Source organism: Rhizobium sp. RSm-3, from assembly GCF_001854685.1.
GTDB classification, from domain to species: Bacteria; Pseudomonadota; Alphaproteobacteria; order Rhizobiales; family Rhizobiaceae; genus Rhizobium; species Rhizobium ecuadorense.
Map to the genome: position 1 here is coordinate 360,985 of NZ_MAWZ01000024.1, position 22,342 is coordinate 383,326.

General features: G+C 62.0%; 23 protein-coding genes and 1 riboswitch. Of the genes, 16 read left to right on the forward strand and 7 right to left on the reverse strand.

Annotated features, from left to right (window positions below):
• Positions 1-110: 110 nt before the first annotated feature.
• A complete protein-coding gene (locus tag BBJ66_RS20770) occupies positions 111-788 on the reverse strand; it encodes an alpha/beta hydrolase (RefSeq protein WP_003568896.1) in 678 nt (225 codons plus the stop codon).
• Between the two features lie 216 nt (positions 789-1,004).
• On the opposite strand from BBJ66_RS20770, the gene BBJ66_RS20775 reads away from it, so the two are divergent.
• From BBJ66_RS20775 to sufA, 8 genes are all read left to right on the forward strand, one after another.
• Positions 1,005-2,171, forward strand: a complete 1,167-nt coding sequence (locus BBJ66_RS20775; RefSeq protein ID WP_071089424.1) for a cysteine desulfurase family protein — start codon at positions 1,005-1,007, stop codon at positions 2,169-2,171.
• Between the two features lie 167 nt (positions 2,172-2,338).
• Positions 2,339-3,808, forward strand: coding sequence for a Fe-S cluster assembly protein SufB (gene sufB, locus BBJ66_RS20780; RefSeq protein ID WP_003568892.1), 1,470 nt, complete (start codon positions 2,339-2,341; stop codon positions 3,806-3,808).
• Positions 3,809-3,866: 58 nt separating this feature from the next.
• Positions 3,867-4,208, forward strand: a complete 342-nt coding sequence (locus tag BBJ66_RS20785) for a GIY-YIG nuclease family protein (protein WP_049735114.1) — start codon at positions 3,867-3,869, stop codon at positions 4,206-4,208.
• Positions 4,209-4,311: 103 nt separating this feature from the next.
• Positions 4,312-5,067 (forward strand): Fe-S cluster assembly ATPase SufC, encoded by a 756-nt coding sequence (gene sufC / locus BBJ66_RS20790; RefSeq protein ID WP_037073856.1) that lies wholly within the window; start codon positions 4,312-4,314, stop codon positions 5,065-5,067.
• Positions 5,068-5,091: 24 nt separating this feature from the next.
• Positions 5,092-6,366, forward strand: coding sequence for a Fe-S cluster assembly protein SufD (gene sufD, locus BBJ66_RS20795; RefSeq protein ID WP_049735090.1), 1,275 nt, complete (start codon positions 5,092-5,094; stop codon positions 6,364-6,366).
• A 12-nt stretch (positions 6,367-6,378) separates the two neighbouring features.
• The gene (locus tag BBJ66_RS20800; protein WP_071089427.1) at positions 6,379-7,620 is read left to right on the forward strand and encodes a cysteine desulfurase; all 1,242 of its coding nucleotides are present in this window, start codon (positions 6,379-6,381) and stop codon (positions 7,618-7,620) included.
• Between the two features lie 12 nt (positions 7,621-7,632).
• Positions 7,633-8,013, forward strand: a complete 381-nt coding sequence (locus BBJ66_RS20805) for an SUF system Fe-S cluster assembly protein (protein WP_003559708.1) — start codon at positions 7,633-7,635, stop codon at positions 8,011-8,013.
• Positions 8,014-8,109: 96 nt separating this feature from the next.
• The gene (gene sufA, locus BBJ66_RS20810; RefSeq protein ID WP_071089430.1) at positions 8,110-8,502 is read left to right on the forward strand and encodes a Fe-S cluster assembly scaffold SufA; all 393 of its coding nucleotides are present in this window, start codon (positions 8,110-8,112) and stop codon (positions 8,500-8,502) included.
• A gap of 60 nt (positions 8,503-8,562) precedes the next feature.
• Here the strand turns inward: sufA and BBJ66_RS20815 are convergent, their stop codons facing one another.
• From BBJ66_RS20815 to gcvT, 5 genes are all read right to left on the reverse strand, one after another.
• Entirely contained in the window at positions 8,563-8,868 is a 306-nt protein-coding gene (locus BBJ66_RS20815) for a flagellar basal body rod C-terminal domain-containing protein (protein WP_071089433.1), read from the reverse strand.
• Positions 8,869-9,005: 137 nt separating this feature from the next.
• Positions 9,006-10,043, reverse strand: coding sequence for a glycoside hydrolase family 25 protein (locus BBJ66_RS20820; protein ID WP_071089436.1), 1,038 nt, complete (start codon positions 10,041-10,043; stop codon positions 9,006-9,008).
• Positions 10,044-10,384: 341 nt separating this feature from the next.
• The gene (gcvP, locus tag BBJ66_RS20825; protein ID WP_071089439.1) at positions 10,385-13,249 is read right to left on the reverse strand and encodes an aminomethyl-transferring glycine dehydrogenase; all 2,865 of its coding nucleotides are present in this window, start codon (positions 13,247-13,249) and stop codon (positions 10,385-10,387) included.
• On the reverse strand, positions 13,249-13,611 hold the full coding sequence (gcvH, locus tag BBJ66_RS20830) for a glycine cleavage system protein GcvH (protein ID WP_049735096.1): 363 nt from the start codon (positions 13,609-13,611) through the stop codon (positions 13,249-13,251). The genes gcvP and gcvH overlap by 1 nt, the downstream gene beginning before the upstream one ends.
• A 23-nt stretch (positions 13,612-13,634) precedes the next feature.
• On the reverse strand, positions 13,635-14,771 hold the full coding sequence (gene gcvT / locus BBJ66_RS20835; RefSeq protein WP_071089442.1) for a glycine cleavage system aminomethyltransferase GcvT: 1,137 nt from the start codon (positions 14,769-14,771) through the stop codon (positions 13,635-13,637).
• A gap of 158 nt (positions 14,772-14,929) precedes the next feature.
• Positions 14,930-15,023: riboswitch (glycine riboswitch) on the reverse strand.
• Between the two features lie 158 nt (positions 15,024-15,181).
• On the opposite strand from gcvT, the gene BBJ66_RS20840 reads away from it, so the two are divergent.
• Together BBJ66_RS20840 and BBJ66_RS20845 are read left to right on the forward strand one after the other, a co-directional pair.
• The gene (locus BBJ66_RS20840; protein WP_071089445.1) at positions 15,182-15,562 is read left to right on the forward strand and encodes a hypothetical protein; all 381 of its coding nucleotides are present in this window, start codon (positions 15,182-15,184) and stop codon (positions 15,560-15,562) included.
• A 72-nt stretch (positions 15,563-15,634) separates the two neighbouring features.
• The gene (locus tag BBJ66_RS20845; protein WP_071089447.1) at positions 15,635-16,660 is read left to right on the forward strand and encodes a copper chaperone PCu(A)C; all 1,026 of its coding nucleotides are present in this window, start codon (positions 15,635-15,637) and stop codon (positions 16,658-16,660) included.
• A gap of 74 nt (positions 16,661-16,734) precedes the next feature.
• Here BBJ66_RS20845 and BBJ66_RS20850 read toward each other — a convergent pair whose 3' ends face one another.
• A complete protein-coding gene (locus BBJ66_RS20850; protein ID WP_049735100.1) occupies positions 16,735-17,001 on the reverse strand; it encodes a hypothetical protein in 267 nt (88 codons plus the stop codon).
• Between the two features lie 121 nt (positions 17,002-17,122).
• On the opposite strand from BBJ66_RS20850, the gene crcB reads away from it, so the two are divergent.
• From crcB to BBJ66_RS20880, 6 genes are all read left to right on the forward strand, one after another.
• A complete protein-coding gene (gene crcB / locus BBJ66_RS20855; RefSeq protein ID WP_049735101.1) occupies positions 17,123-17,500 on the forward strand; it encodes a fluoride efflux transporter CrcB in 378 nt (125 codons plus the stop codon).
• A gap of 94 nt (positions 17,501-17,594) precedes the next feature.
• Positions 17,595-18,584 (forward strand): RluA family pseudouridine synthase, encoded by a 990-nt coding sequence (locus BBJ66_RS20860; RefSeq protein ID WP_049735102.1) that lies wholly within the window; start codon positions 17,595-17,597, stop codon positions 18,582-18,584.
• Complete coding sequence (locus tag BBJ66_RS20865; protein WP_071089450.1) at positions 18,581-19,234, forward strand: HAD-IA family hydrolase; 654 nt, start codon at positions 18,581-18,583, stop codon at positions 19,232-19,234. Before BBJ66_RS20860 ends, BBJ66_RS20865 begins: the two co-directional genes overlap by 4 nt.
• A 9-nt stretch (positions 19,235-19,243) precedes the next feature.
• Positions 19,244-20,029, forward strand: a complete 786-nt coding sequence (locus BBJ66_RS20870; protein WP_071089453.1) for an ATP12 family chaperone protein — start codon at positions 19,244-19,246, stop codon at positions 20,027-20,029.
• Between the two features lie 67 nt (positions 20,030-20,096).
• Complete coding sequence (locus tag BBJ66_RS20875) at positions 20,097-20,555, forward strand: hypothetical protein (RefSeq protein ID WP_049735105.1); 459 nt, start codon at positions 20,097-20,099, stop codon at positions 20,553-20,555.
• 156 nt (positions 20,556-20,711) lie between these two features.
• A complete protein-coding gene (locus BBJ66_RS20880; protein WP_071089456.1) occupies positions 20,712-22,244 on the forward strand; it encodes an acyl-CoA carboxylase subunit beta in 1,533 nt (510 codons plus the stop codon).
• Positions 22,245-22,342: the final 98 nt, after the last annotated feature.

Below are 22,342 nucleotides of genomic sequence, written 5' to 3' on the forward strand. Positions count from 1 at the left end.
AACCTACCGCACTGCAATATGTATTGCAACACGGTAGATGATCTGTTTCGGGACAATCGACCCATGCGGCCCGGATCGCGCCGCATGAGATAGATGTGAGCGCTATGGCGTCAGCGAATTCGCTTGGCGGCCGGTTCCGGCACCAGTTCGCCGTTCAGGCGGCGGTCGAGATAATCCTCGCATTCGCCCATCAGCGTTTCCACCTGGCCGTTGAAGAAGTGGTTGGCGTTGGAAACGGTGCGATGGGTAATGAGAATGCCCTTCTGGGTCTTCAGCTTCTCCACCAGGCCGTTGACGTCCTTTTCGGGCGCCACCTTGTCGGCCTCGCCGTTGATGATCAGGCCGGAGGAGGGGCAGGGCGCCAGGAAGGAGAAGTCGTAGGTATTCGGCTGCGGGGCGATCGACATGAAGCCTTCGATCTCCGGCCGGCGCATCAGAAGCTGCATGCCGATCCAGGAGCCGAAGGAATAGCCGGCGACCCAACAGGTCTTCGAATCAGGATGCAGGCTCTGCACCCAGTCGAGCGCCGAGGCGGCATCCGAAAGTTCGCCGGCGCCGTGGTCGAATTCGCCCTGGCTGCGGCCGATGCCCCGGAAATTGAAGCGCAGCGTCGTGAACCCGCGCTTCTGGAACATGTAGAAGAGCTGGTAGACGATCTGATTGTTCATCGTGCCGCCGAACTGCGGATGCGGATGCAGAATCAGGGCGATGGGCGCGCTTTTTTCCTTGGAGGGCTGGTAGCGGCCTTCAAGACGGCCGGCTGGGCCGTTGAAAATAACTTCGGGCATTGGTACTCCGGGTTTTATTTCGCGTTCGCGCTGCGTCAGACGACAACATGACTTGACTAGTGTTGTCAGCTTTTCTAAAACGCAGTTTAGAACAATTCGAAACTTGCATGGCGATCCACGCATCGTGAATGTGTCATAAGGCAAGCCCGGCCGAAATTTCAAGAAAAATGAGCCGCGGGTGCTGAAGCAAGCTCGTCAAGCGCAGGACTGAAGATCATGGCGCCGCCACGCCTTTATCTCGACTGGAATGCCACAGCGCCGCTGCACCCCGTAGCCCGCGAGGCGATCATGCGCGCCATCGACATTTTCGGCAATCCGAATTCCGTTCACGGCGAAGGCCGTGCCGCCCGCGCCGCAATCGAATGTGCACGGCGCAAAGTGGCGGCGCTGGTCGGCACCGACGCCGGCAATGTGATCTTTACCAGCGGCGCAACCGAGGCCGCCAATCTGGTGCTGACGCCGGATTTCCGCATGGGCCGCACGCCGCTTCAGCTCGGCCGCCTCTACTTCTCAGCAATAGAGCATCCGGCGGTGCGCGAAGGCGGCCGTTTTGCCAGGGAGAAGATGACGGAGATTCCGGTCACTTCGGCCGGCATCGTCGATCTCGATGCGCTGGGCACGTTGCTTGATACGCATGACAAGGCCGCCGGCCTGCCGATGGTCGCCATCATGCTCGTCAACAACGAGACCGGCATCGTCCAGCCTGTGGAGGCGGCGGCAAAGATCGTCCACGCCCATGGCGGGCTCTTCGTCGTCGATGCCGTTCAGGCGGCCGGCCGTATCGGGCTCGATATCGGCAGGATCGGCGCCGATTTCATGATCGTTTCCTCGCACAAGATCGGCGGACCGAAGGGCGCCGGGGCGCTGATTGCCCGCGGCGAAGCGCTGATGCCGCGGCCGCTGATCCAGGGTGGCGGGCAGGAGCGGGGTCACCGCTCGGGGACACAGAATTCACTGGCGCTGATCGGCTTCGGCGCGGCGGCGGAAGTCGCGGCCGACGAAGTCGAGGCGCGCAATGCGGCGATCGCTGTGCTGCGCGAGCGGCTGGAAGCCGGCATGCGTCAGGCGGCAGCCGATGTCGTGATCCATGGCGAGGGCGGCGAGCGGGTCGCCAATACGATCTTCTTCACTCTGCCGGGGCTGAAGGCCGAGACCGGACAGATCGCCTTCGATCTCGAAGGCGTGGCGCTTTCGGCTGGCTCGGCCTGCTCATCCGGCCGGCTCGGCGAAAGCCATGTGCTGACGGCGATGGGCCGCGACGCCAAGCTCGGGGGCTTGCGCATTTCGCTCGGCTTTTCGACGACGGAAGAAGATATCGACCGGGCGATTGCCGCTTTTGCGAAGATCGCCTGCCGGCGCAGGTCGGCGGGCGAGGCGGCCTGATCGCCTCATAAACTTGCGGAAACGCAAATTTCTGCTTGCCAACCGGGCTGAAAAGTCCCTTTTGGCCTCTTACATCAAGGGCAAGAGCTTGCCCGACATCAAGGGCAAGAAATTGCCCGTACGTTACAAGCTGCCGGACCTTGTATCCGGCGAGATTGGAGAACGAAATGGCTGCCGTGCAGGAAACGATCGACCAGGTCCGCCTGATCGATGTCGACCAGTACAAATACGGTTTCGAGACCGTCATCGAAATGGACAAGGCGCCGAAAGGCCTGTCCGAGGACATCATCCGCTTCATTTCGGCCAAGAAGCAGGAGCCGGAATGGATGCTGGAATGGCGTCTCGAGGCCTATCGCCGCTGGCTGACGCTGGAAGAGCCGACCTGGGCGCGCGTCGACTATCCGAAGATCGATTTCAACGACATCTATTATTACGCGGCACCGAAGAGCACGCCGGGTCCGAAGTCGCTCGACGAGGTCGATCCGGAGCTGTTGAAGGTCTATGAGAAGCTCGGCATTCCGCTGCGTGAGCAGGAGATCCTGGCCGGCGTCGAGAAGCCGAAGATTGCCGTCGACGCCGTCTTCGACAGTGTCTCGGTCGTCACCACCTTCAAGGCCGAGCTGAAGAAGGCCGGCGTGATCTTCATGTCGATCTCGGAAGCGATCCGTGAATATCCCGATCTCGTCCGGAAATATCTCGGCTCGGTCGTGCCGACTTCGGACAATTATTACGCGACGCTGAATTCGGCGGTCTTTACCGACGGCTCCTTCGTCTTCGTGCCGAAGGGCGTTCGCTGCCCGATGGAGCTTTCCACCTATTTCCGCATCAACGAGAAGGGCACCGGCCAGTTCGAGCGCACGCTGATCATCGCGGAAGAGGGCGCCTACGTCTCCTACCTCGAAGGCTGCACGGCGCCGCAGCGCGACGAAAACCAGCTGCATGCCGCCGTGGTCGAGCTCGTGGCTCTCGACGATGCCGAGATCAAATATTCCACCGTCCAGAACTGGTATCCTGGTGATAAGGAAGGCAAGGGCGGCATCTACAACTTCGTCACCAAGCGGGGCGATTGCCGCGGCGACCGGTCGAAGATCTCGTGGACGCAGGTCGAAACCGGCTCGGCGATCACCTGGAAATATCCGTCCTGCATTCTGCGCGGCGACGACTCCAGAGGCGAGTTCTACTCGATCGCCGTCTCCAACGGTCACCAGCAGATCGACAGCGGCACCAAGATGATCCATCTCGGCAAGAACACGTCGAGCCGCATCGTCTCCAAGGGCATCGCCGCCGGCGTTTCCAACAACACCTATCGCGGCCAGGTCTCGGCCCACCGCAAGGCCTCGAATGCGCGCAACTTCACCCAGTGCGATTCGCTGTTGATCGGCGACAAGTGCGGCGCCCATACGGTGCCTTATATCGAGGCGAAGAACTCGACGGCGCAGTTCGAGCATGAAGCGACGACCTCGAAGATCTCCGAGGACCAGCTGTTCTACTGCCTGCAGCGCGGTATCCCGACAGAAGCGGCGATCGCGCTGATCGTCAACGGCTTCGTCAAGGAAGTGTTGCAGGAACTGCCGATGGAATTCGCCGTCGAGGCGCAGAAGCTGATCAGCATTTCGCTTGAGGGGAGTGTCGGCTAACACAACCTCCGTCATCCTCGGGCTTGTCCCGAGGATCTGCTGCGGCCAGAGGACAAGGATGACTGGTTTCGTCTATATGATGTCCGATAAGCCTCGTGGCGTGATCTACACCGGCGTCACCAGTGATTTGCACGGTCGCATATGGGAGCACCGCAACGAAATCCAGAAGGGTTTCACGCAGAGGTACAAAGCAAAAAATCTCGTCTGGTTTGAGTACCATCCGAATATCGTGTTGGCGATCCAGCGAGAGAAGTCTCTGAAGCGCTACCTGCGTGAATGGAAAATCAAGCTCATAGAGGAACTCAATCCGACCTGGATGGACCTCTACGAGCGGATTGATGAAATTGAGAATGTCTATCGGCCGCATCCGAATACGCGGGAGTGGAGCGATTACAATTGAGGGCTTAGATCCTCGGGACAAGCCCGAGGATGACGATCTAGACCGGTGCGAACGGTCAATTGGGCGGGTCCTTGAAATCCGCCGGATAACAGGAAAGACAAAGATGCTTGAAATCAGAAACCTCCATGCCCGCATTGCCGAAGACGGCACCGAGATCATCCGTGGCCTGAACCTGACGGTGAAGGCCGGCGAAGTTGCCGCGATCATGGGACCGAACGGCTCCGGCAAGTCGACGCTCTCCTACGTGCTGTCCGGCCGCAGCGACTATGAAGTCACTGAGGGCGACATTCTTTACAATGGTGAGAGCATTCTCGAGCTCGATCCGGCCGAACGCGCCGCTAAGGGCGTCTTCCTCGCCTTCCAGTATCCTGTGGAAATTCCGGGTGTCGCCACCATGCAGTTCCTGAAGGTGGCGATGAACGAGCAGCGCAAGGCGCGCGGCGAGGACGAGTTGACGACGCCGGATTTCATGCGCCGGGTCAAGGATGCTGCCGGCAAACTGCAGATCAACACCGAGATGCTGAAGCGGCCGCTCAATGTCGGCTTCTCCGGCGGCGAAAAGAAGCGCGCCGAAATCCTGCAAATGGCGCTGCTGGAGCCGAAGCTCTGCGTGCTTGACGAAACCGATTCCGGCCTCGACATCGACGCGCTGAAGATCGTCGCCGACGGCGTCAACGCGCTGCGTTCGCCTGATCGCGCCGTCGTCGTCATCACCCACTACCAGCGTCTGCTCGACTATATCGTGCCGGATACCGTCCACGTGCTCTACAAGGGCCAGGTGATCAAGTCGGGCGACAAGACGCTGGCGCATGAGCTCGAGGCCAACGGCTATGCCGACATCATCGGCGCGGCGGCCTGAGTTCAGGTGGAAAGGACGACGTCCATGAACATGCAGACGACGAGCCGCCTGACTGCGGCCGAAACGGCGCTGATCGAGGCCTTCAACCATCAGATCGGCGATCTGCCGGGCAATGGCGCGGTGACGGCGCTGCGCGACCGGCTTCTCGACGATCTGAAGAAGGCCGGCCTGCCGACGCGCCGCATCGAGGCCTGGCACTACACCGATCTGAAAAATCTGCTGCGCGCCTTGCCGCCGCAGGCCGGTGACGCCGGCTCCGACGCGCTTGAGCCGCTGGTTGCCGGCTCGACGGCGCTGGCGGTGATCCAGGGCCATGCCGACCAGAAGGCTGCCGCCGACGGTCTTGGCATTGCAGCCTATTCAGAGCGGCTGCTCGACGGCTCGGCCGCAGAGGGGCTCGATGCGCTCGGCAGCGACGACGCGGTCGGCCGCATCAACGGCAGCTTCGTCCGCGACGGCTATGTCGTCGACGTGCCCGCCGAGACCGAGCTTGATGCTCCGCTCGAAATCCAGTTCCTCCATGCCGGCGGGCAGGCGCATACACGTCTTCCCGTTGCCTTTGGCGCCGGTGTCAAGGCAACCGTCATCGAGCGTCACCGTGCGGTGACCGGTGACGCGGCGCTGGTGTCCCATGTCAGTGACATCACAGTCGGCGAGGGCGCAGAGCTGACCTGGATCATCCTGCAGCAGCAGGGGGCCGAGGATACGCATCTCGGCCAGATCCGCATCGATCTCGGTGCTGACGCCAAGCTTCGCCTGTTCGTCATCAATGCCGGCGGCAAATTGGTGCGCCAGGAGCTGCATATCAAGGTGACGGGCGAGGGTGCGGACCTGACGCTGCGCGGCATTAACCTGCTCGGGGCTGACAGCCATACGGACGTGACGATGGTGCTCGGCCACGACGTGCCCCACACCGGCTCGACCGAAGTGATCCGCAACGTTGTTTTCGACCGTGCCAAGGGTGTCTTCCAGGGCATGATCCGGGTGGCGCCCGATGCGCAGAAGACCGACGCCAAGATGGCCTGCAACACGCTATTGATGTCCGACGATGCCGAATTCTCGGTCAAGCCCGAGCTTGAGATCTTCGCCGACGACGTGCAGTGCGGCCATGGCGCGACGGTGACCGATATCGACGCGAACCATCTCTATTATATGATGGCGCGCGGCATTCCGGAGAACAAGGCGCGGGCGATGCTCGTCAACGCTTTCGTCGCCGAGATCGTCGAGGAACTGGAAGACGAGGCCCTGGTCGAGGCGCTGGAAGGCGTGATTTCGGCCTGGCTCGAAAAGCACGCCTGATCGGATATAACAATGGACAAGATCGTGCCGGCCACGCCATACGATGTCGAAGCCATCCGCCGGGATTTTCCGATCCTGGCGGAGAAGGTGCACGGCAAGCCGCTGGTCTATCTCGATAACGGCGCCTCGGCCCAGAAGCCGCAGGCGGTGATCGACGCCATCTCGCGTGCCTATAGCCACGAATACGCCAATGTGCATCGCGGCCTGCATTATCTCTCCAATGCGGCGACGGATGCTTATGAGGCGGCGCGCGAGAAGGTGCGCCGTTTCCTCAATGCCCCTTCGGTCAACGACATCGTCTTCACCAAGAATTCGACGGAGGCGATTAATACCGTCGCCTATGGCTGGGGCATGCCTGAGATCGGCGAAGGCGACGAGATCGTCCTGACGATCATGGAGCACCATTCCAATATCGTGCCCTGGCACTTCATCCGCGAGCGGCAGGGCGCCAAGCTCGTCTGGGTGCCCGTCGATGACGAGGGCGCCTTCCATATCGAGGATTTCGAAAAGAGCCTGACGGAGCGCACCAAACTCGTCGCCATCACCCATATGTCGAACGCGCTCGGCACGATCGTTCCGGTCAAGGAGGTCTGCCGCATTGCGCATGAGCGCGGCATTCCGGTCTTGATCGACGGCAGCCAGGGTGCGGTGCATCTGCCTGTGGATGTACAGGACATCGATTGCGACTGGTACGTGATGACCGGCCACAAGCTTTACGGGCCCTCCGGCATCGGCGTGCTCTACGGCAAGAAGGAGCGGCTTTCCCAGATGCGTCCCTTCCAGGGCGGCGGCGAGATGATTTTCGAAGTTGCTGAGGACGCAGTCACCTATAATGACCCGCCGCACCGCTTCGAGGCCGGCACGCCGCCGATCGTCCAGGCGATCGGGCTCGGCTACGCGCTCGACTATATGGAGAAGGTCGGCCGTGAGGCGATTGCCCGGCATGAGGCCGATCTTGCGGCCTACGCCGTCGAGCGGCTGAAATCGGTCAATTCGCTGCGGGTGTTCGGAACGGCGCCCGACAAGGGCAGCATCTTTTCCTTCGAGCTTGCCGGCATTCATGCGCACGACGTCTCGATGGTGATCGATCGGCAGGGCGTTGCGGTGCGGGCCGGCACGCATTGCGCCATGCCGCTCTTGAAACGCTTCGGCGTCACCTCCACATGCCGTGCATCCTTCGGCATGTACAATACCCGCGCCGAGGTCGATGCCCTGGCCGATGCGCTTGAATATGCGCGCAAGTTCTTTGCTTGAGGAGTGTCCGTGATGAGCCTGGACGAAAGCGAACAGAAGATCGACGTGCGCGAAGGCATCGTGCATTCCAGCATTCCGGCCGATGAACTGGCGCGGCTTAGCGACGACGTCATCAGCGCGCTGAAGACCGTCTACGATCCGGAAATTCCTGCCGATATCTTCGAACTCGGCCTGATCTACAAGATCGACATCGAGGACGACCGGATGGTGAAGATCATGATGACGCTCACCGCCCCCGGCTGCCCGGTTGCCGGCGAGATGCCGGGCTGGGTTGAAAATGCCGTCGGCGCCGTCGAAGGCGTGTCCGGCGTCGAAGTGGCAATGACCTTCGATCCGCCGTGGACGCCTGATCGCATGTCCGAAGAGGCGCAGGTCGCGGTCGGCTGGTACTGATCCAGTACCGTGGTATTGATCCGTTTACTTGCGACGACTACATTTGAATCACGAAGCGCCGGATCTTGACCCCGGTTGTGGAAGGAGATCGAGCCCATGGGCTTTGCAGTGATGAGCATGACGGACGGGGCTGCGGCCCGCGTCAAGGCGATCGTCGAAAATTCCGGGCCGGAGGCCAAGGGCGTGCGCGTCGGCATCAAGAAGGGCGGCTGCGCCGGAATGGAATATACCATCGATCTGGTGACCGAGCCCAATGCCAAGGACGACCTGATCGAGCGCGATGGCGCCATGGTCTGGGTTGAACCATCGGCCGTGCTCTATCTGCTCGGCACTGAAATGGGCTTCGAGCAGACGACGCTGCGCTCCGGTTTTACCTTCACCAACCCGAACCAGACATCGGCCTGCGGCTGCGGCGAATCCGTCGAACTGAAGCCCGCCGATCTCGCGGCCCTTGCCGCGCAGCGCCAAAGCGAGCCGGTGCATTCCTAAGCCGTTAAATTGGCCACCGGCGCTACGTCAGTGGCGGCGCGTCATGTTACGAAAGCGCGCTTAGTCCCGCTTGATGCTCATCAACATTTCCCACATGTCGGCGCCGGTCTCGAAGACCACGGCGTTCGCCTTGTAGCTCTGTTCGGCTTCGAGCAAGTCGGTCAGTTCGGTGGCCGGATCCACATCCGACGCCGTCGGGCTGACGGTTGCCTGGACGCCGCCTGATGCATCTGAAGTGAGGCTGGTGTTCAGCCTGGCGTAGTCAGGTGTGCTGCTGTTTGCGACGTTGTTGGCGATCGCGCCGATCCGCGTCGTCTGCGCCCGCATTCCCGAAAGAGCAGTATTCGTAATGCCGGATATGCTCATCAGCCGTTTCCCCAGAACTGGATGATCGTCTTTTACCCGCAAGGATTTAGAGAATGCTGAAGGCGTTGCCTTAGCAAAGACCTACAGGAGTGCGTCCTGCCGTGCCGGCTGTTCCGGATTGGCACGAAAGACCATCGCTAGCGCGACGCTACCCAGTCGTGCCAATCGCTTTCGTTGCCGTTGAAGACGTTGAGATCGATCTTGCCGTCGACACCGTCGGAAAGGCCGGAGCCGGAATATTGCCAGAACAGCCACTTGCGGCCCGGATAGACCTTGGAGGGGTGTGCTGCGACCGAACGCAGCCAGAAGGGATAGTCGAGCATCTGGCCCTTCAAATTGTCGCGGTAGAAATCCGGCGCCGTGTAGATGATCGGGCGCTGGCCGTAATGGCGCTCCAGCTTGTCCATGAACACCTGCATCTTTTCCCGGACGCGGGCGGGGGAAATGCGCCGCTTGCAGCTCGATTCGCCGTTCCACTCGACGTCGATGACGGGTGGAAGCGCGTTTGCTTCTCTCGGCACGTTGCGGATGAACCAGTCGGCTTGTTCGCCGGCCGTCCGGCACCAGTAGAAGAAATGATAGGCGCCGTGTTTCAGGCCGGCTTCCTTGGCCCGGCGCCAGTTCTTCCTGAACATCGGATCGAGGTGATCGCCGCCGTCCGTCGCCTTGATGTAGACGAAGTTTGCGCCTTGCTTCCTCAACGTCTCCCAGTCGATTTCACCCTGCCAGCGCGATACGTCGACGCCGTGCACGGCAAGCTTTCTCGGTGAGGTGGAGCCGAAGTTGATCGGCTTGGCGTCGCGGAAGCGGTGGCCGTAGATCTGGCCGCGTGACGGTGATTTCCTGCCGGCATCGGGATCGGCTTCCGGGTTGGCGGGCATCAGCATCGCCACAGGTCTTTCCGTCGGCATCGGCATGCCGACCGGCCTGTCCGCGGGGACGAGCGCCTGTGGTTCGGGAATCGGCCCGGTCCAGCTCAACGCTTCCTGCGGCGCGCCTGTCTGTGCCGTGTCGCCGACGGCGGCGGCCGGTATCGGGCCATTCGGCTTGGTGATTGCATTGGTCGTTTCCGCCGAAGGCACAGGCGTGAGCACATCTTCGGCGCCGGAACTGGCGGCGCATCCCGACAGGACCAGGGCGGCAAGGAGGATTGCTGGCAAAGCCGATGGACGCATGAGAACCTGCACGCAAAACAAAAGGTCGACGGCAATATTCCCGCTGGAGAAAAACCGCCCATTTTCAATTGCTAACAGAGACTTGCTAAGAAAGGTTAAATTTGAACCTATTGTCGTGAAAGTGGCATTTGAAATCGCTTACGGCAACGCTTACAACCGGCGAGGTCGCCCCTCATCCGCCTGCCGGCACCTTCTCCCCGCGCGCGGGGCGAAGGGGATATGCCGCAACCTCTCGGCCCTCACCAGCCTCTCGCAGGGAACGTCCCCTCTCCCCGTAAAACGGGGAAAGGGTTAGGGTGAGGGGCAGATACTGGGTACGAGCCGGACAGCGGGCGGCGCCGTTACTCCGCCGCCTCGGCATAACTTTCCACAGGCGGGCAGGTGCAGATCAGGTTGCGGTCGCCGTAGACATTGTCGACGCGATTGACCGGGGACCAGTATTTGTCGACGCGGAAGGCGCCGGGCGGGAAGCAGGCCTGTTCGCGCGAATAGGGACGGTCCCATTCACCGACGAGGTCTTCCACCGTGTGCGGAGCGTTCTTCAGCGGGTTGTTGACCTTGTCCATGCTGCCGTTTTCGATGGCGCGGGCTTCCTCGCGGATCGCCAGCATCGCTTCACAGAAGCGGTCGAGTTCGGCCTTCGTCTCAGACTCGGTCGGCTCGATCATCAGCGTGCCGGCCACCGGCCAGCTCATTGTGGGCGCATGGAAGCCGCAGTCGATCAGTCGCTTGGCGACGTCGTCGACGGTGACGCCTGCGCTGTCGACCAACGGGCGGGTGTCGATGATGCATTCATGTGCGACGCGGCCGGTCTTCGACTTGTAGAGCACGTCATAGGCGCCCTTCAGCCGGGCGGCGATGTAGTTGGCGTTGAGGATCGCCACCTTGGTCGCCTGCGTCAGGCCCTCGCCGCCCATCATCAGGCAGTAGCTCCACGAGATCGGCAGGATCGAGGCGGAGCCGAAGGCTGCGGCCGAAACCGCGCCGGGACGGCCGTCGGTCTCGGGATGGCCGGGCAGGTGGGGCGCCAGATGCGCCTTGACGCCGATCGGTCCCATGCCGGGACCGCCGCCGCCATGCGGGATGCAGAAGGTCTTATGCAGGTTGAGGTGGGACACGTCGGAGCCGATGTCACCGGGACGGGACAGGCCGACCATGGCATTCATGTTGGCGCCGTCGAGATAGACCTGGCCGCCGTGCTGATGAACGAGATCGCAGATTTCCTTGACGGTCTCCTCGAAGACGCCGTGCGTCGAGGGGTAGGTGATCATGCAGCAGGAGAGGTTTGCCGCATGCTCCTTGGCCTTGGCGCGGAAATCGTCGAGATCGATATCGCCGTTCTCGCGCACCTTGACGACCACCACCTTCATGCCGACCATCTGGGCCGAGGCCGGATTGGTGCCATGCGCCGAGGTCGGGATCAGGCAGACGTCCCGATGACCCTCGCCATTGGCGATATGAAAGTTGCGGATCGTCAGCAGGCCGGCATATTCGCCTTGCGCACCGGAATTCGGCTGCATGGAAAAGGCGTCGTAGCCGGTGACGGCGCAGAGCTTTTCGATCAGGTCGTCGATCATCTCGCGGTAGCCGAGCGCCTGGTCTGATGGCACGAAGGGATGGATGTCGGAAAATTCCGGCCAGGTGATCGGCAGCATCTCCGCCGTCGCATTGAGCTTCATCGTGCAGGAGCCGAGCGGGATCATCGAGCGGTCGAGTGCCAGATCCCGGTCGGAGAGCCGGCGGATGTAACGCGTCATCTCGCTTTCGGCGCGGTTCATGTGGAAGATCGGATGGCTGAGGTAGTCGCTGGTCCGAAGCAGGCCCTTCGGCAGCCGGTAGGACGGCTCGAAATCGGCGATGGTGAAATTGCCGCCAAAGGCGCGCCAGACGGCTTCGAGTGTTGCCGGCCGCGTGCGCTCGTCGAGGCTCATGCCGATTGCGGTTTCGCCGACCTTGCGCAGATTGACGCCTTCGGCGACGGCGGCGCGCAGGATGAGCCCCTGCATGTGGCCGACATCGACGGTGATGGTGTCGAAGAAGCTTTCGGGTTCAACCTTATAGCCGAGCTTTTCCAGGCCCTTGGCCATCAGCACGGCTTTCTGGTGCACCTGCTGGGCGATCGCCTTGATGCCATCAGGACCGTGGAAGACCGCATACATCGAGGCCATGACGGCGAGCAGCACCTGGGCGGTGCAGATGTTGGAGGTCGCCTTCTCACGGCGGATATGCTGCTCGCGGGTCTGCAGCGACAGGCGATAGGCGCGGTTGCCGCGGGCATCGACGGAAACGCCGACAAGGCGGCCGGGCATCGAGCGCTTGACGGCATCCTTGACTGCCATATAGGCCGCATGCGGGCCGCCATAGCCGACGGGAACGCCGAAGCGCTGCGAGGAGCCGACGGCGATATCGGCGCCCATTTCGCCCGGCGACTTCAAAAGCGTCAGAGAAAGAATATCGGCGGCAACGACGGCGATCGCGCCCGTCTGGTGCAGGCGGGAGATTAGGCCGGTATAGTCATGCACATGACCGTGCGTGCCGGGATACTGGAAGATCGCCCCGAAGACGTCGACCGGATCGAGATCGGTGAAGGGATTGCCGACGATGACCTGCCAGCCGAGCGGCTCGGCGCGGGTGCGGATCAGGGCAATGGTCTGCGGATGGCAGTCGGCGTCGACGAAGAAGGCCTTGGCCTTCGATTTGGAGACGCGCTCGGCCATCGCCATGCCTTCGGCGGCGGCGGTCGCTTCGTCGAGCAGCGAGGCGTTGGCGACATCGAGGCCGGTGAGATCGCAGACCATGGTCTGGTAGTTGAGCAGCGCTTCCAGGCGGCCCTGGCTGATCTCCGGCTGGTAGGGCGTATAGGCCGTATACCAGGCGGGGTTCTCCAGGATGTTGCGCTGGATGACGGGGGGCGTGATCGTGCCGTAGTAACCCTGGCCGATCAACGAGACCAGCACCTTGTTCTTGTTGGCGGTCTCGCGCAGCTTGTCGAGCGCCTCGCGTTCGGTCATCGGCGCCCCCCAGACGAGCGGCGCCTTCTGGCGGATTGCGGGTGGCAGCGTCGCATCGATCAAGCCGTCGAGGCTGTTATAGCCGATCACCTTCAGCATGTCGGTCATCTCGGCCGGCGACGGGCCGATGTGACGGCGATTGGCAAAATCGTAAGGCTGATAGTCGGTGAACTGGAATTCGGTCGGCGTCGTCATTACGCGGTGAGCTCCTTATAGGCGGCCTCGTCGAGCAGGCCGTCGGCATCAGCGGGATTGGCAAGCTTCAGCTTGAAGAACCAGCCCGACCCTTGAGGATCGGAGTTGACCAGCGACGGATCCGCGACGATGGCCGGATTGACCTCGGTGATCTCGCCGTCGAGCGGACAATAGACGTCGGACGCCGCCTTGACGGATTCGACGGTCGCGGCATTGCCGTTCCTGGAGAAGGTCGCGCCGACTTCCGGCAGTTCGACGAAAACCAGGTCGCCGAGTTGATCGACGGCATAGTTGGTGATGCCAACCGTCGCAACGCCGCCTTCGATCTGCAGCCATTCGTGTTCTTCGGTAAATTTCAGCATTGTTCGTCCTCTCTGGAAAAGATTTAGCGTTTGTAGGTCGGTGTGACGAAGGGCAGGGCGCTGACGGTGATCGGCAGATATTTGCCGCGCACCTCGGCATAGACGAGCGTGCCGGCCGCAGCATGGGAGATCGGCACATAGCCCATGGCGACGGGGCCTTCGACGCTGGGGCCGAAGCCGCCCGAGGTGACTTCGCCGATTTCAACCTTGCCCTCGGCATCGGCATAGAGCTTGGCATGGCCGCGCACCGGCGCCTTTCCCTCAGGCTTCAGGCCGACGCGGCGGCGGGCGGCGCCGTTTTCGAGTTCGGAAAGGATGCGGCCGGAGCCCGGGAAGCCGCCGGCGCGGGCGCCGCCCGCGCGCCGCGCCTTCTGCATCGCCCATTCCAGCGCCGCCTCGACCGGCGAGGTGGTGGTGTCGATATCGTTGCCGTAGAGGCAGAGACCGGCTTCCAGGCGCAGCGAATCGCGGGCGCCGAGGCCGATTGCCTGGACATCGGGATGCTCGAGCAACCGCATGGTGACATCCACGGCCTTATCAGCCGGGATCGAGATTTCGAAACCGTCCTCGCCGCTATAGCCGGAACGCGAGACAAGACAGGAAACATCGTGCAGCCGGCAGTGGCGCACATCCATGAATTTCATCGCCGCAACATCGGCCCAGAGCTCGGCAAGAACCTCGACGGCACGCGGTCCCTGCAGCGCGATCAGTGCGCGGTTGAGAAGGGTGATGTCGCACGTGTCGCCGATATGGGCCTGCAGATGGGCGAGGTCGGCCTCCTTGCAGGAGGCGTTGACGACGACGAAAAGATGGTCGTCGAGATGGGTGATCATCAGATCGTCGAGGATGCAGCCGCTGTCGTCGGTGAAGAAGCCATAGCGCTGGCGGCCTTCGGCAAGGCCCAGGATATCGACCGGCACCAGGCTTTCGAGCGCCAGAGCGGCATCCTCGTAGCTGCCGGATTTCGCCTTCACGATGACCTGGCCCATATGGGAGACATCGAAGACGCCGGCTTCGGTGCGAGTATGAAGGTGCTCCTTCATCACGCCTGCCGGATATTGCACCGGCATGTCGTAACCCGCAAACGGCACCATTCGGGCACCGAGCTGGAGATGCAGGGCATGCAGCGGGGTTTTCTTCAGGGCAGCAGTATCGTCCAAAAGACGCCTCCGGGGTTTGCGCCTTCTTCACGAAGGCGCGGGCTCAAATCTGAAGGCGCGGCTGCGCACTTCTCTCCTGAGCCCCCTCTGTCCTTGACGCCTGAGATTGTTATCCCTTCGGCGAGCGTTTCGAGAACGCTTCTCTCCAGAGTTCCGTCTGCCCCTTGCTGGTCCTTTGGCCTGAGAGTTTCCGGGGCGGTTGCTCCTTCGGCACCGGTGGTGACAAGCACCGGATTCTCCCAACAAGGTTGGCGCAATTATCCGGCGGCAGCGGCACTTGGCAAGCGGCAAATGTCGTCGGCGAGCAAATTTTTGTCGTCTTATTCCGATCAGGCCTTGAACTGCGGCAAATCTGCTTTTGCATTCGGGGACGAAACCGGCTATCGCGGCTTGCTGTTGAAGGGGATCTCATGCGGCGGACCGGATTGAAAGCGACGCTCTTCCTGCGCATGCTTTGCGCCTTGAGCCTGGCTTTGCTCGGCCTTGCCCATCAGCCGCCACAGGCTGTTGCCGCCGAAGGTTACGATGCGAGCGCCTATGTGCTGCCCGACGGCACCTTCGCCTCGCTCTGCGTCACGGTAAAGGACGCCGATGGCAGGAGCGTCGCCTTCAAGCCGAATTGCGAAGCCTGCCGGCTGTCGGCCTCCGTCATCCTGCCTGCACCGGCTGCGGGCTTCTGGCTCGAAGGCAAGTTTGCCTCGCTCGTCAACTCGCCGGTCGAAACGTCGGCCGTTGCCGGCGCCTCTGCCGTCAGCCGGCCGAACTCCCGCGCGCCGCCCATCCTCGCCTGATCTGCCTTCGCACCGATGATGCAGCATGCCGGTCCGCCAGAGAGAAGTTTGCGGCCGGCGAGGAGATATCCGATGAAGATTAGCAAGACATATGGCAAGACGTTCGCGCTTGCCGCCCTTCTTTCCGCGACCGCCATTGCCGGCGCCGAGGCGCATGTGACCTTCCTGGACAAGGAGGCGACTGCAGAGGCCACTATTCTCGCCACGCTGCAGCTGCCGCATGGTTGCGACGGCAAGGCGACCACTGAGGTGCGGGTCAAGCTGCCGGAAGGTTTCGTCTTCGCCAAGCCGCAGCCGAAGACCGGCTGGGAGCTCGAGGTGATCAAGGGCGACTACCAGAAGAGCTACGACAATCACGGCGACAAGGTGAAGACGGGCGCGGTCGAGATCCGCTGGAAGAACGGCAATCTCTCCGACGATTTCTACGACACCTTCGTCATCCAGGGTAAGGTATCGGGCGTCGAGGCCGGCACCTCGCTCGCCTTTCCGGTGACGCAGATATGCGGCGACACGGTCGAGGCCTGGGATCAGGTGGCGAAGGAGGGCGGTGACGCGCATGGAATGAAAAGCCCGGCGCCGCTGTTGAAGGTCATTGCCGGCGAAGACCATGGTCACGATCATGACGATATGGCCGGCATGGACATGACCGGTAAAACCGGCATGGACATGTCCGGTATGAGCGGCATGGGGACTGCGGCGCCGGCCGGCGAAGCGGTCAAGGCCGGCGATCTCGAAGTCTCCGGCGGGTTCGCCAAGGCGATGCTGCCCGGCCAACCGGTCGGCGGCGGCTTCTTCACGGTGAAGAACAACGGCCAGACGGATGACCGCCTGGTGTCGGTGACATCGCCCGCAGCAGGCGAGGTTCAGATCCACGAGATGGTGACGAAGGACAATGTCATGCGGATGCGCCAGCTGAATGAAGGTATCGCCATTGCCGCCGGCCAGACGCTCAAGCTCGAGCCCGGCAACCTGCATCTGATGTTCCAGAAGGTGAAGACGCCGTTCAAGCAGGGCGATACGGTGCCGGTGACGCTGACTTTCGAAAAGGCCGGGAAGGTCGAGCTGGTGCTGCAGGTGCTGTCGGCGCAGGGCAAATAAGCGCGTTCCGATCGAAACAGCAAAGCCCGCGGCTGTGATCGCAGCCGCGGGCTTTCATTTGGAAGGCGGTCGCCTCAGACGTCTTCGTAGGATTGCAGTGCCTGCCTGAGGCCGGCCTGTGGCTGGCGGTTGCCTTTGGCCATCAGGTCGAGCGCCACTTCCGTAGACTGGATAATGTTGGAGGGCTCCTCGACCTGATCGGGGCTATCGGCCTTCAATTGCCGGTCGGCAATGCGGCGGGCATCGCGGGCGGCGGTGCTTGTCGCGACGCGCTGGGGAATCCGCAGCGATTCGAAGGCAACGGCAGCGGTGTTGGCCGATATGGATAGGAGCTGGGTCATAGTGTCACGGTATCGGCATGATCTTGGCGCCATCATAAGAAAATCATTGGCATTTTACCGGATGGTAAGAATTCATTCCGTGACGATTGGAATCCTAGCGGAGTTGCGATAAATCCGGCTGATGATCCAGGCTCTCCTCGTCGCCGTCGGCGGCGCCATCGGTTCCCTTCTCAGATATTATGTCAGCCAGTGGTCTCTGCGGCTCATGGGCCCGGCCTTTCCCTGGGGCACGCTTGCCGTCAATATCGTCGGCTGTTTCGTTATCGGCGTCTTCGCCGAGCTGATCGCGCGCCGGTTCAACGCGTCGGTGGAATTGCGCCTGTTGCTGATCACCGGCTTTCTCGGCGGCTTCACCACCTTCTCGGCCTTCTCGCTGGATGCGATCTCGCTGTTCGAGCGCGGGGAGGCGGTGGCCGGCGGCGTCTACATCGTTGCCAGCGTCGGGCTTTCGATGGCAGCCGTCATGGCGGGCCTCGCCGTCATGCGCACTTGGGCCTGATTTCTTTTCCGGTTTCCGTTTTGCGTGAAAATGCTCTAAAGGCTGCGGCAAGAACGCCGGCTTGGCCCGTGCTGCAATTTCCGAAAGATTTTTTATGGCTGGCATAGAACATATCAAGGTTGAAGCCGACGAAGCGGGCATGCGGCTCGATCGCTGGTTCAAGGTGCATTTTCCCGGGCTCGGCTTCGGCCCGCTGCAGAAGCTCCTGCGCTCCGGCCAGGTGCGCGTCGACGGCGGCCGGGTCAAATCGGATGCGCGGGTGCAGCCCGGCCAGACGGTCCGGGTGCCGCCGCTGGATGTCGATGCGAAGAAGTCCGGGCCGATCGCCGGCAAGGATCTCAAGCATTCGTCGGATTTCGAGCTCCTGTCGCGCATGGTGCTGCATGAGGACGATAAGGTGATCGTGCTCAACAAGCCGCCCGGTATCGCGGTGCAGGGCGGCTCCGGTGTGGCCCGGCATATCGACCAGATGCTTGAGGCCTGGACCAGTCCGAAGGGCGAAAAGCCGCGGCTCGTTCACCGCCTCGACCGCGACACATCAGGTGTTCTGGTCATCGCCCGCACCCGCGGCGCCGCACAGAAGCTGACGGCCGCCTTCCGCGAGCGCGACACCAAGAAGACCTATTGGGCGCTGGTCAAGGGCGTGCCGCGCAAGCACGAGGACAAGATCTCGACCTGGCTCGTCAAGGAAGCGACAGCCGATGGCGACCGCATGCGCATCGCCAGACACGGCGAGGACGGCGCTGACCATGCGATTTCCTTCTACCGCGTGGTGGAGACGGCGGCTCAGAACCTCGCATGGCTTGAGATGGAGCCTTATACCGGCCGTACCCATCAGCTGCGTGTCCATGCCCTGCATATCGGTCACCCGATCATCGGCGACCCGAAATATTTCGACGACGATCCGAATTGGGATTTTCCGGGCGGCGTCCAGAAGAAGCTGCATCTGCACGCCCGCCACATCGACATCCCGCATCCATCGGGCGGCCGCCTGCGCGTCAGCGCGCCGCTGCCGCCGCATATGGTGCAGACCTGGAACCTGCTCGGCCTCGACCTTGCCGGCGCCGAAAGGGATAGCGAATGAAACTCGCTCTTTTCGATTGCGACGGCACGCTGGTCGACAGCGCCGGCCTGATCCACGAAACCATGCGCCGCACCTTCGGGAAATTCGGCAAGCCGGCACCTCGGTTTGAGGACACCAAGGCGATTATCGGCCTGTCGCTCGATATCGCGATCGCCCGCATGCAGGGCAGGCCGCATGTCGAGCAGGAAGATATCGAGATGACGGCGCATTACAAATCGCTGTTCTCGGTCGTGCGCCAGGATCTCGACTACCGGGAGCCGCTGTTTCCCGGCATTCGCGAGATGATCGACGTGATTACCGGGCGCGAGGATCTGCTGATCGGTGCGGTGACGGGCAAATCCAGACGCGGGCTGAACCTGGTGATGGAGACGCACGGCTTCGACCGCTATTTCACCGTGGCGCGCACCGCCGACGATTGCCCTTCCAAGCCGCATCCGGCCATGGTGACGGAATGCTGCGACGAAACCGGCATGAATGCCGCGGATGCCATTGTCATCGGCGATGCGATTTACGATATGCAGATGGCTAAGGCTGCCGGCGCCAAGGCGATCGGCGTTGCCTGGGGCTATGCCAGCGTGGATGAGCTGATCGCCAACGGCGCCGATGCGATCGCCTATCATCCAAACGAAATATTGCGCCATTTTTCCTGAGGTAATGCCATGCGCGATCTGCTGAACGATCTTTCCGAAGGCCTGAGCCATCCCGATCCGATCCGCCGGGCGCAGATCCAGATGAAGAAGCCGCTGCCGAAGCGGTTTTACACTGATGTCGCCATTGCCGGGCACGAGGGTGGTTTTGCGATCACGCTCGACGGCAAAATGGTGCGCACGCCGGCACGGGTGATTCTCGCGGTTCCCACGCAGGCGCTGGCGCGGCTTGTCGCCGCCGAATGGCAGGCGCAGGGTGAGGAGATCGATCCCATGACGATGCCCATGACGCGGCTCGTCAACACCGCGCTCGACGGCATTACCGGCAACACGCAGGCGATCCTTGAAGATATCCTGCGCTTTTCCTCAAGCGATCTTATCTGCTACCGCGCCGATGGGCCGGAACTGCTGGTCGAGCGCCAGGCCGAGCGCTGGGATCCGGTCATCGACTGGGCGGCGAACGATCTCGGCGCCCGCTTCATCCTCATCGAAGGCGTGATGCCGCGTGAGCAGCCGCGCGAGGCGACCGCCGCCTTCGCCGTCACGCTCGCCAGATATGATAACCCGATCGCGCTCGCAGCACTCCACACCGTCACCACGCTCACTGGTTCGGCGATCCTGGCGCTCGCCTTCGCCTGCGGCCGGGTGACGATGGAGGAAGCGTGGTCGCTTGCCCATCTCGACGAGGACTGGACGATCGAGCATTGGGGCAGCGACGAGGAAGCCGAGGAGCGGCGGGCCAAGCGCTTTGCCGACTTCAAGGCGGCGACGGACGTTTTTTTAGCCCTAAGCGCCTGAAACATATTGCCTTCCCCGCCATTATGACGAAATCTGCGACTCCAACGGGGTCGTGCGGGATTTTGCAATGAATTGGCTGAGGTCGTGTTTTTGCCGGGCCGCACTCGTCTGTGTCGCGCTTACGGCCTGCGTCAGCCTCACGGGCACGAAGCCGGCATCGCCGGTTTATGATGTGCGCAGCGCCGTCGTCGTCTCCGGCCCGAACATGCCGGCCGAGCTGCTTTCCGGCATCAACGACCGCGTCAACGCCGCGATCAATGCCACGGTGCGCGACACCGTGCTGCCGCGGGTGGTGCTGACGATCCGCGTCGTCGCCATCGAGAAGGGTCTCGGCTTCCAGAAGGACCGCAACATCGCCAAGGTCAGTATCGACGCAGCCTCGGTCGAGGACGGCTCGGTCATCGCCGTCAGCGCTTTCGACGTGACCAGCATCGCCGCCGATCCCAAGCTTGCCGACGAGATTTTGGCCGAGGACGTCGCAGCAAGAATACGCTCGGTTTTCTCGCTCAGCGGGCGTGGGCACTAAAGCATGATGCCGAAAAGTGTCAGCGGTTTTCGGGTGACATCACGCTCTAACTAATTAATTTGGAACAGGATTTAAGCCGACTGGCTTGAAATCATCCTGTTCTAAAGCATGTCGCGGCGATAACGACATGCTAGAAATAAAGGCGAGGGAGATCGCATGAAGGAAATTCTCGAAGAACTGGAACGGCGCCGCGGCGTCGCCCGCCTCGGCGGCGGCAAGGCGCGCATCGACGCCCAGCACAAGCGCGGCAAGCTGACGGCGCGCGAGCGCATCGACCTTTTCCTCGACGAAGGCTCCTTCGAGGAGTTCGACATGTTCGTCGAACATCGCTCCACCGATTTCGGCATGGACAAGAGCCGTGTTGCCGGCGACGGTGTCGTCACCGGCTGGGGCACGGTCAACGGCCGCACGGTATTCGTCTTCGCCAAGGATTTCACCGTCTTCGGCGGCTCGCTTTCGGAAGCGCATGCCGAGAAGATCATGAAGGTGCAGGACATGGCGCTGAAGAACCGCGCGCCGATCGTCGGCATCTACGATGCCGGCGGCGCCCGCATCCAGGAGGGCGTGGCGGCGCTTGGCGGTTACGCCGAAGTGTTCCAGCGCAATGTGCTCGCTTCCGGCGTCATCCCGCAGATCTCGGTGATCATGGGTCCCTGCGCCGGCGGCGACGTCTATTCGCCGGCCATGACCGATTTCATCTTTATGGTGCGCGATACCTCCTACATGTTCGTCACCGGACCGGATGTGGTGAAAACCGTCACCAACGAGACGGTGACGGCGGAAGAACTCGGCGGCGCCGTGGTCCACACGACGCGCTCTTCGATTGCCGACGGTGCCTATGAGAATGATGTGGAAACGCTGCTACAGGTGCGCCGGCTGATCGATTTCCTGCCGCTTTCGAATACCGCGCCGCTGCCCGAGATCGAATGTTACCAGTCGGTGACAGAAGTCGACATGTCGCTCGATACGCTGGTGCCGGCCAGCGCCAACAAGCCATACGATATCAAGGAGTTGATCCGGAAGGTGGCGGACGAGGGGGATTTCTTCGAGATCCAGGCAAGCTTTGCCGGCAATATCGTCTGCGGCTTCTGCCGCGTCGAAGGCTCCACCGTCGGTTTCGTCGCCAACCAGCCGATGGTGCTGGCCGGCGTGCTCGACAGCGACGCCTCGCGCAAGGCGGCGCGCTTCGTGCGCTTCTGCGACTGCTTCAGCATTCCGATCGTCACCTTCGTCGACGTACCGGGCTTCCTGCCGGGCACGGCGCAGGAATATGGCGGGCTGATCAAGCACGGCGCCAAGCTGCTCTTTGCCTATGCCGAAGCGACGGTGCCGAAGCTCACCGTCATCACCCGCAAGGCCTTCGGCGGCGCTTATGACGTGATGGCGTCGAAGCATCTGCGCGGTGATCTCAACTATGCCTGGCCGACGGCGCAGATCGCCGTGATGGGGGCCAAGGGCGCGGTCGAGATCATCTTCCGCAAGGATATCGCCGATCCGGAAAAGATCGCTGCCCATACGAAAATGTACGAGGACCGGTTCCTCTCGCCCTTCGTCGCCGCCGAGCGCGGTTATGTCGATGAGGTGATCATGCCGCATTCGACGCGGCGGCGGCTGGCGCGGGGGCTGAAGATGCTGCGCAACAAGGACCTCGCCAATCCGTGGAAGAAACACGACAACATTCCGCTCTGATATTCGAAAATGAATAAAGCTGCCGGCTCGGCTGTTTGCCTGCTGTCGAAAAAGTGAACGGCCGTCAGTGATCCGTGTGTTCAATCCCTGTCGGTGAC

Coding starts and splice junctions, on each gene's coding strand:
- BBJ66_RS20770 (WP_003568896.1), bottom strand. CDS start 788: ATGCCCGAAGTTATTTTCAACGGCCCAGCCGGCCGTCTTGAAGGCCGC.
- BBJ66_RS20775 (WP_071089424.1), top strand. CDS start 1,005: ATGGCGCCGCCACGCCTTTATCTCGACTGGAATGCCACAGCGCCGCTG.
- sufB (WP_003568892.1), top strand. CDS start 2,339: ATGGCTGCCGTGCAGGAAACGATCGACCAGGTCCGCCTGATCGATGTC.
- BBJ66_RS20785 (WP_049735114.1), top strand. CDS start 3,867: ATGACTGGTTTCGTCTATATGATGTCCGATAAGCCTCGTGGCGTGATC.
- sufC (WP_037073856.1), top strand. CDS start 4,312: ATGCTTGAAATCAGAAACCTCCATGCCCGCATTGCCGAAGACGGCACC.
- sufD (WP_049735090.1), top strand. CDS start 5,092: ATGAACATGCAGACGACGAGCCGCCTGACTGCGGCCGAAACGGCGCTG.
- BBJ66_RS20800 (WP_071089427.1), top strand. CDS start 6,379: ATGGACAAGATCGTGCCGGCCACGCCATACGATGTCGAAGCCATCCGC.
- BBJ66_RS20805 (WP_003559708.1), top strand. CDS start 7,633: ATGAGCCTGGACGAAAGCGAACAGAAGATCGACGTGCGCGAAGGCATC.
- sufA (WP_071089430.1), top strand. CDS start 8,110: ATGGGCTTTGCAGTGATGAGCATGACGGACGGGGCTGCGGCCCGCGTC.
- BBJ66_RS20815 (WP_071089433.1), bottom strand. CDS start 8,868: ATGAGCATATCCGGCATTACGAATACTGCTCTTTCGGGAATGCGGGCG.
- BBJ66_RS20820 (WP_071089436.1), bottom strand. CDS start 10,043: ATGCGTCCATCGGCTTTGCCAGCAATCCTCCTTGCCGCCCTGGTCCTG.
- gcvP (WP_071089439.1), bottom strand. CDS start 13,249: ATGACGACGCCGACCGAATTCCAGTTCACCGACTATCAGCCTTACGAT.
- gcvH (WP_049735096.1), bottom strand. CDS start 13,611: ATGCTGAAATTTACCGAAGAACACGAATGGCTGCAGATCGAAGGCGGC.
- BBJ66_RS20840 (WP_071089445.1), top strand. CDS start 15,182: ATGCGGCGGACCGGATTGAAAGCGACGCTCTTCCTGCGCATGCTTTGC.
- BBJ66_RS20845 (WP_071089447.1), top strand. CDS start 15,635: ATGAAGATTAGCAAGACATATGGCAAGACGTTCGCGCTTGCCGCCCTT.
- BBJ66_RS20850 (WP_049735100.1), bottom strand. CDS start 17,001: ATGACCCAGCTCCTATCCATATCGGCCAACACCGCTGCCGTTGCCTTC.
- crcB (WP_049735101.1), top strand. CDS start 17,123: ATGATCCAGGCTCTCCTCGTCGCCGTCGGCGGCGCCATCGGTTCCCTT.
- BBJ66_RS20860 (WP_049735102.1), top strand. CDS start 17,595: ATGGCTGGCATAGAACATATCAAGGTTGAAGCCGACGAAGCGGGCATG.
- BBJ66_RS20865 (WP_071089450.1), top strand. CDS start 18,581: ATGAAACTCGCTCTTTTCGATTGCGACGGCACGCTGGTCGACAGCGCC.
- BBJ66_RS20870 (WP_071089453.1), top strand. CDS start 19,244: ATGCGCGATCTGCTGAACGATCTTTCCGAAGGCCTGAGCCATCCCGAT.
- BBJ66_RS20875 (WP_049735105.1), top strand. CDS start 20,097: ATGAATTGGCTGAGGTCGTGTTTTTGCCGGGCCGCACTCGTCTGTGTC.
- BBJ66_RS20880 (WP_071089456.1), top strand. CDS start 20,712: ATGAAGGAAATTCTCGAAGAACTGGAACGGCGCCGCGGCGTCGCCCGC.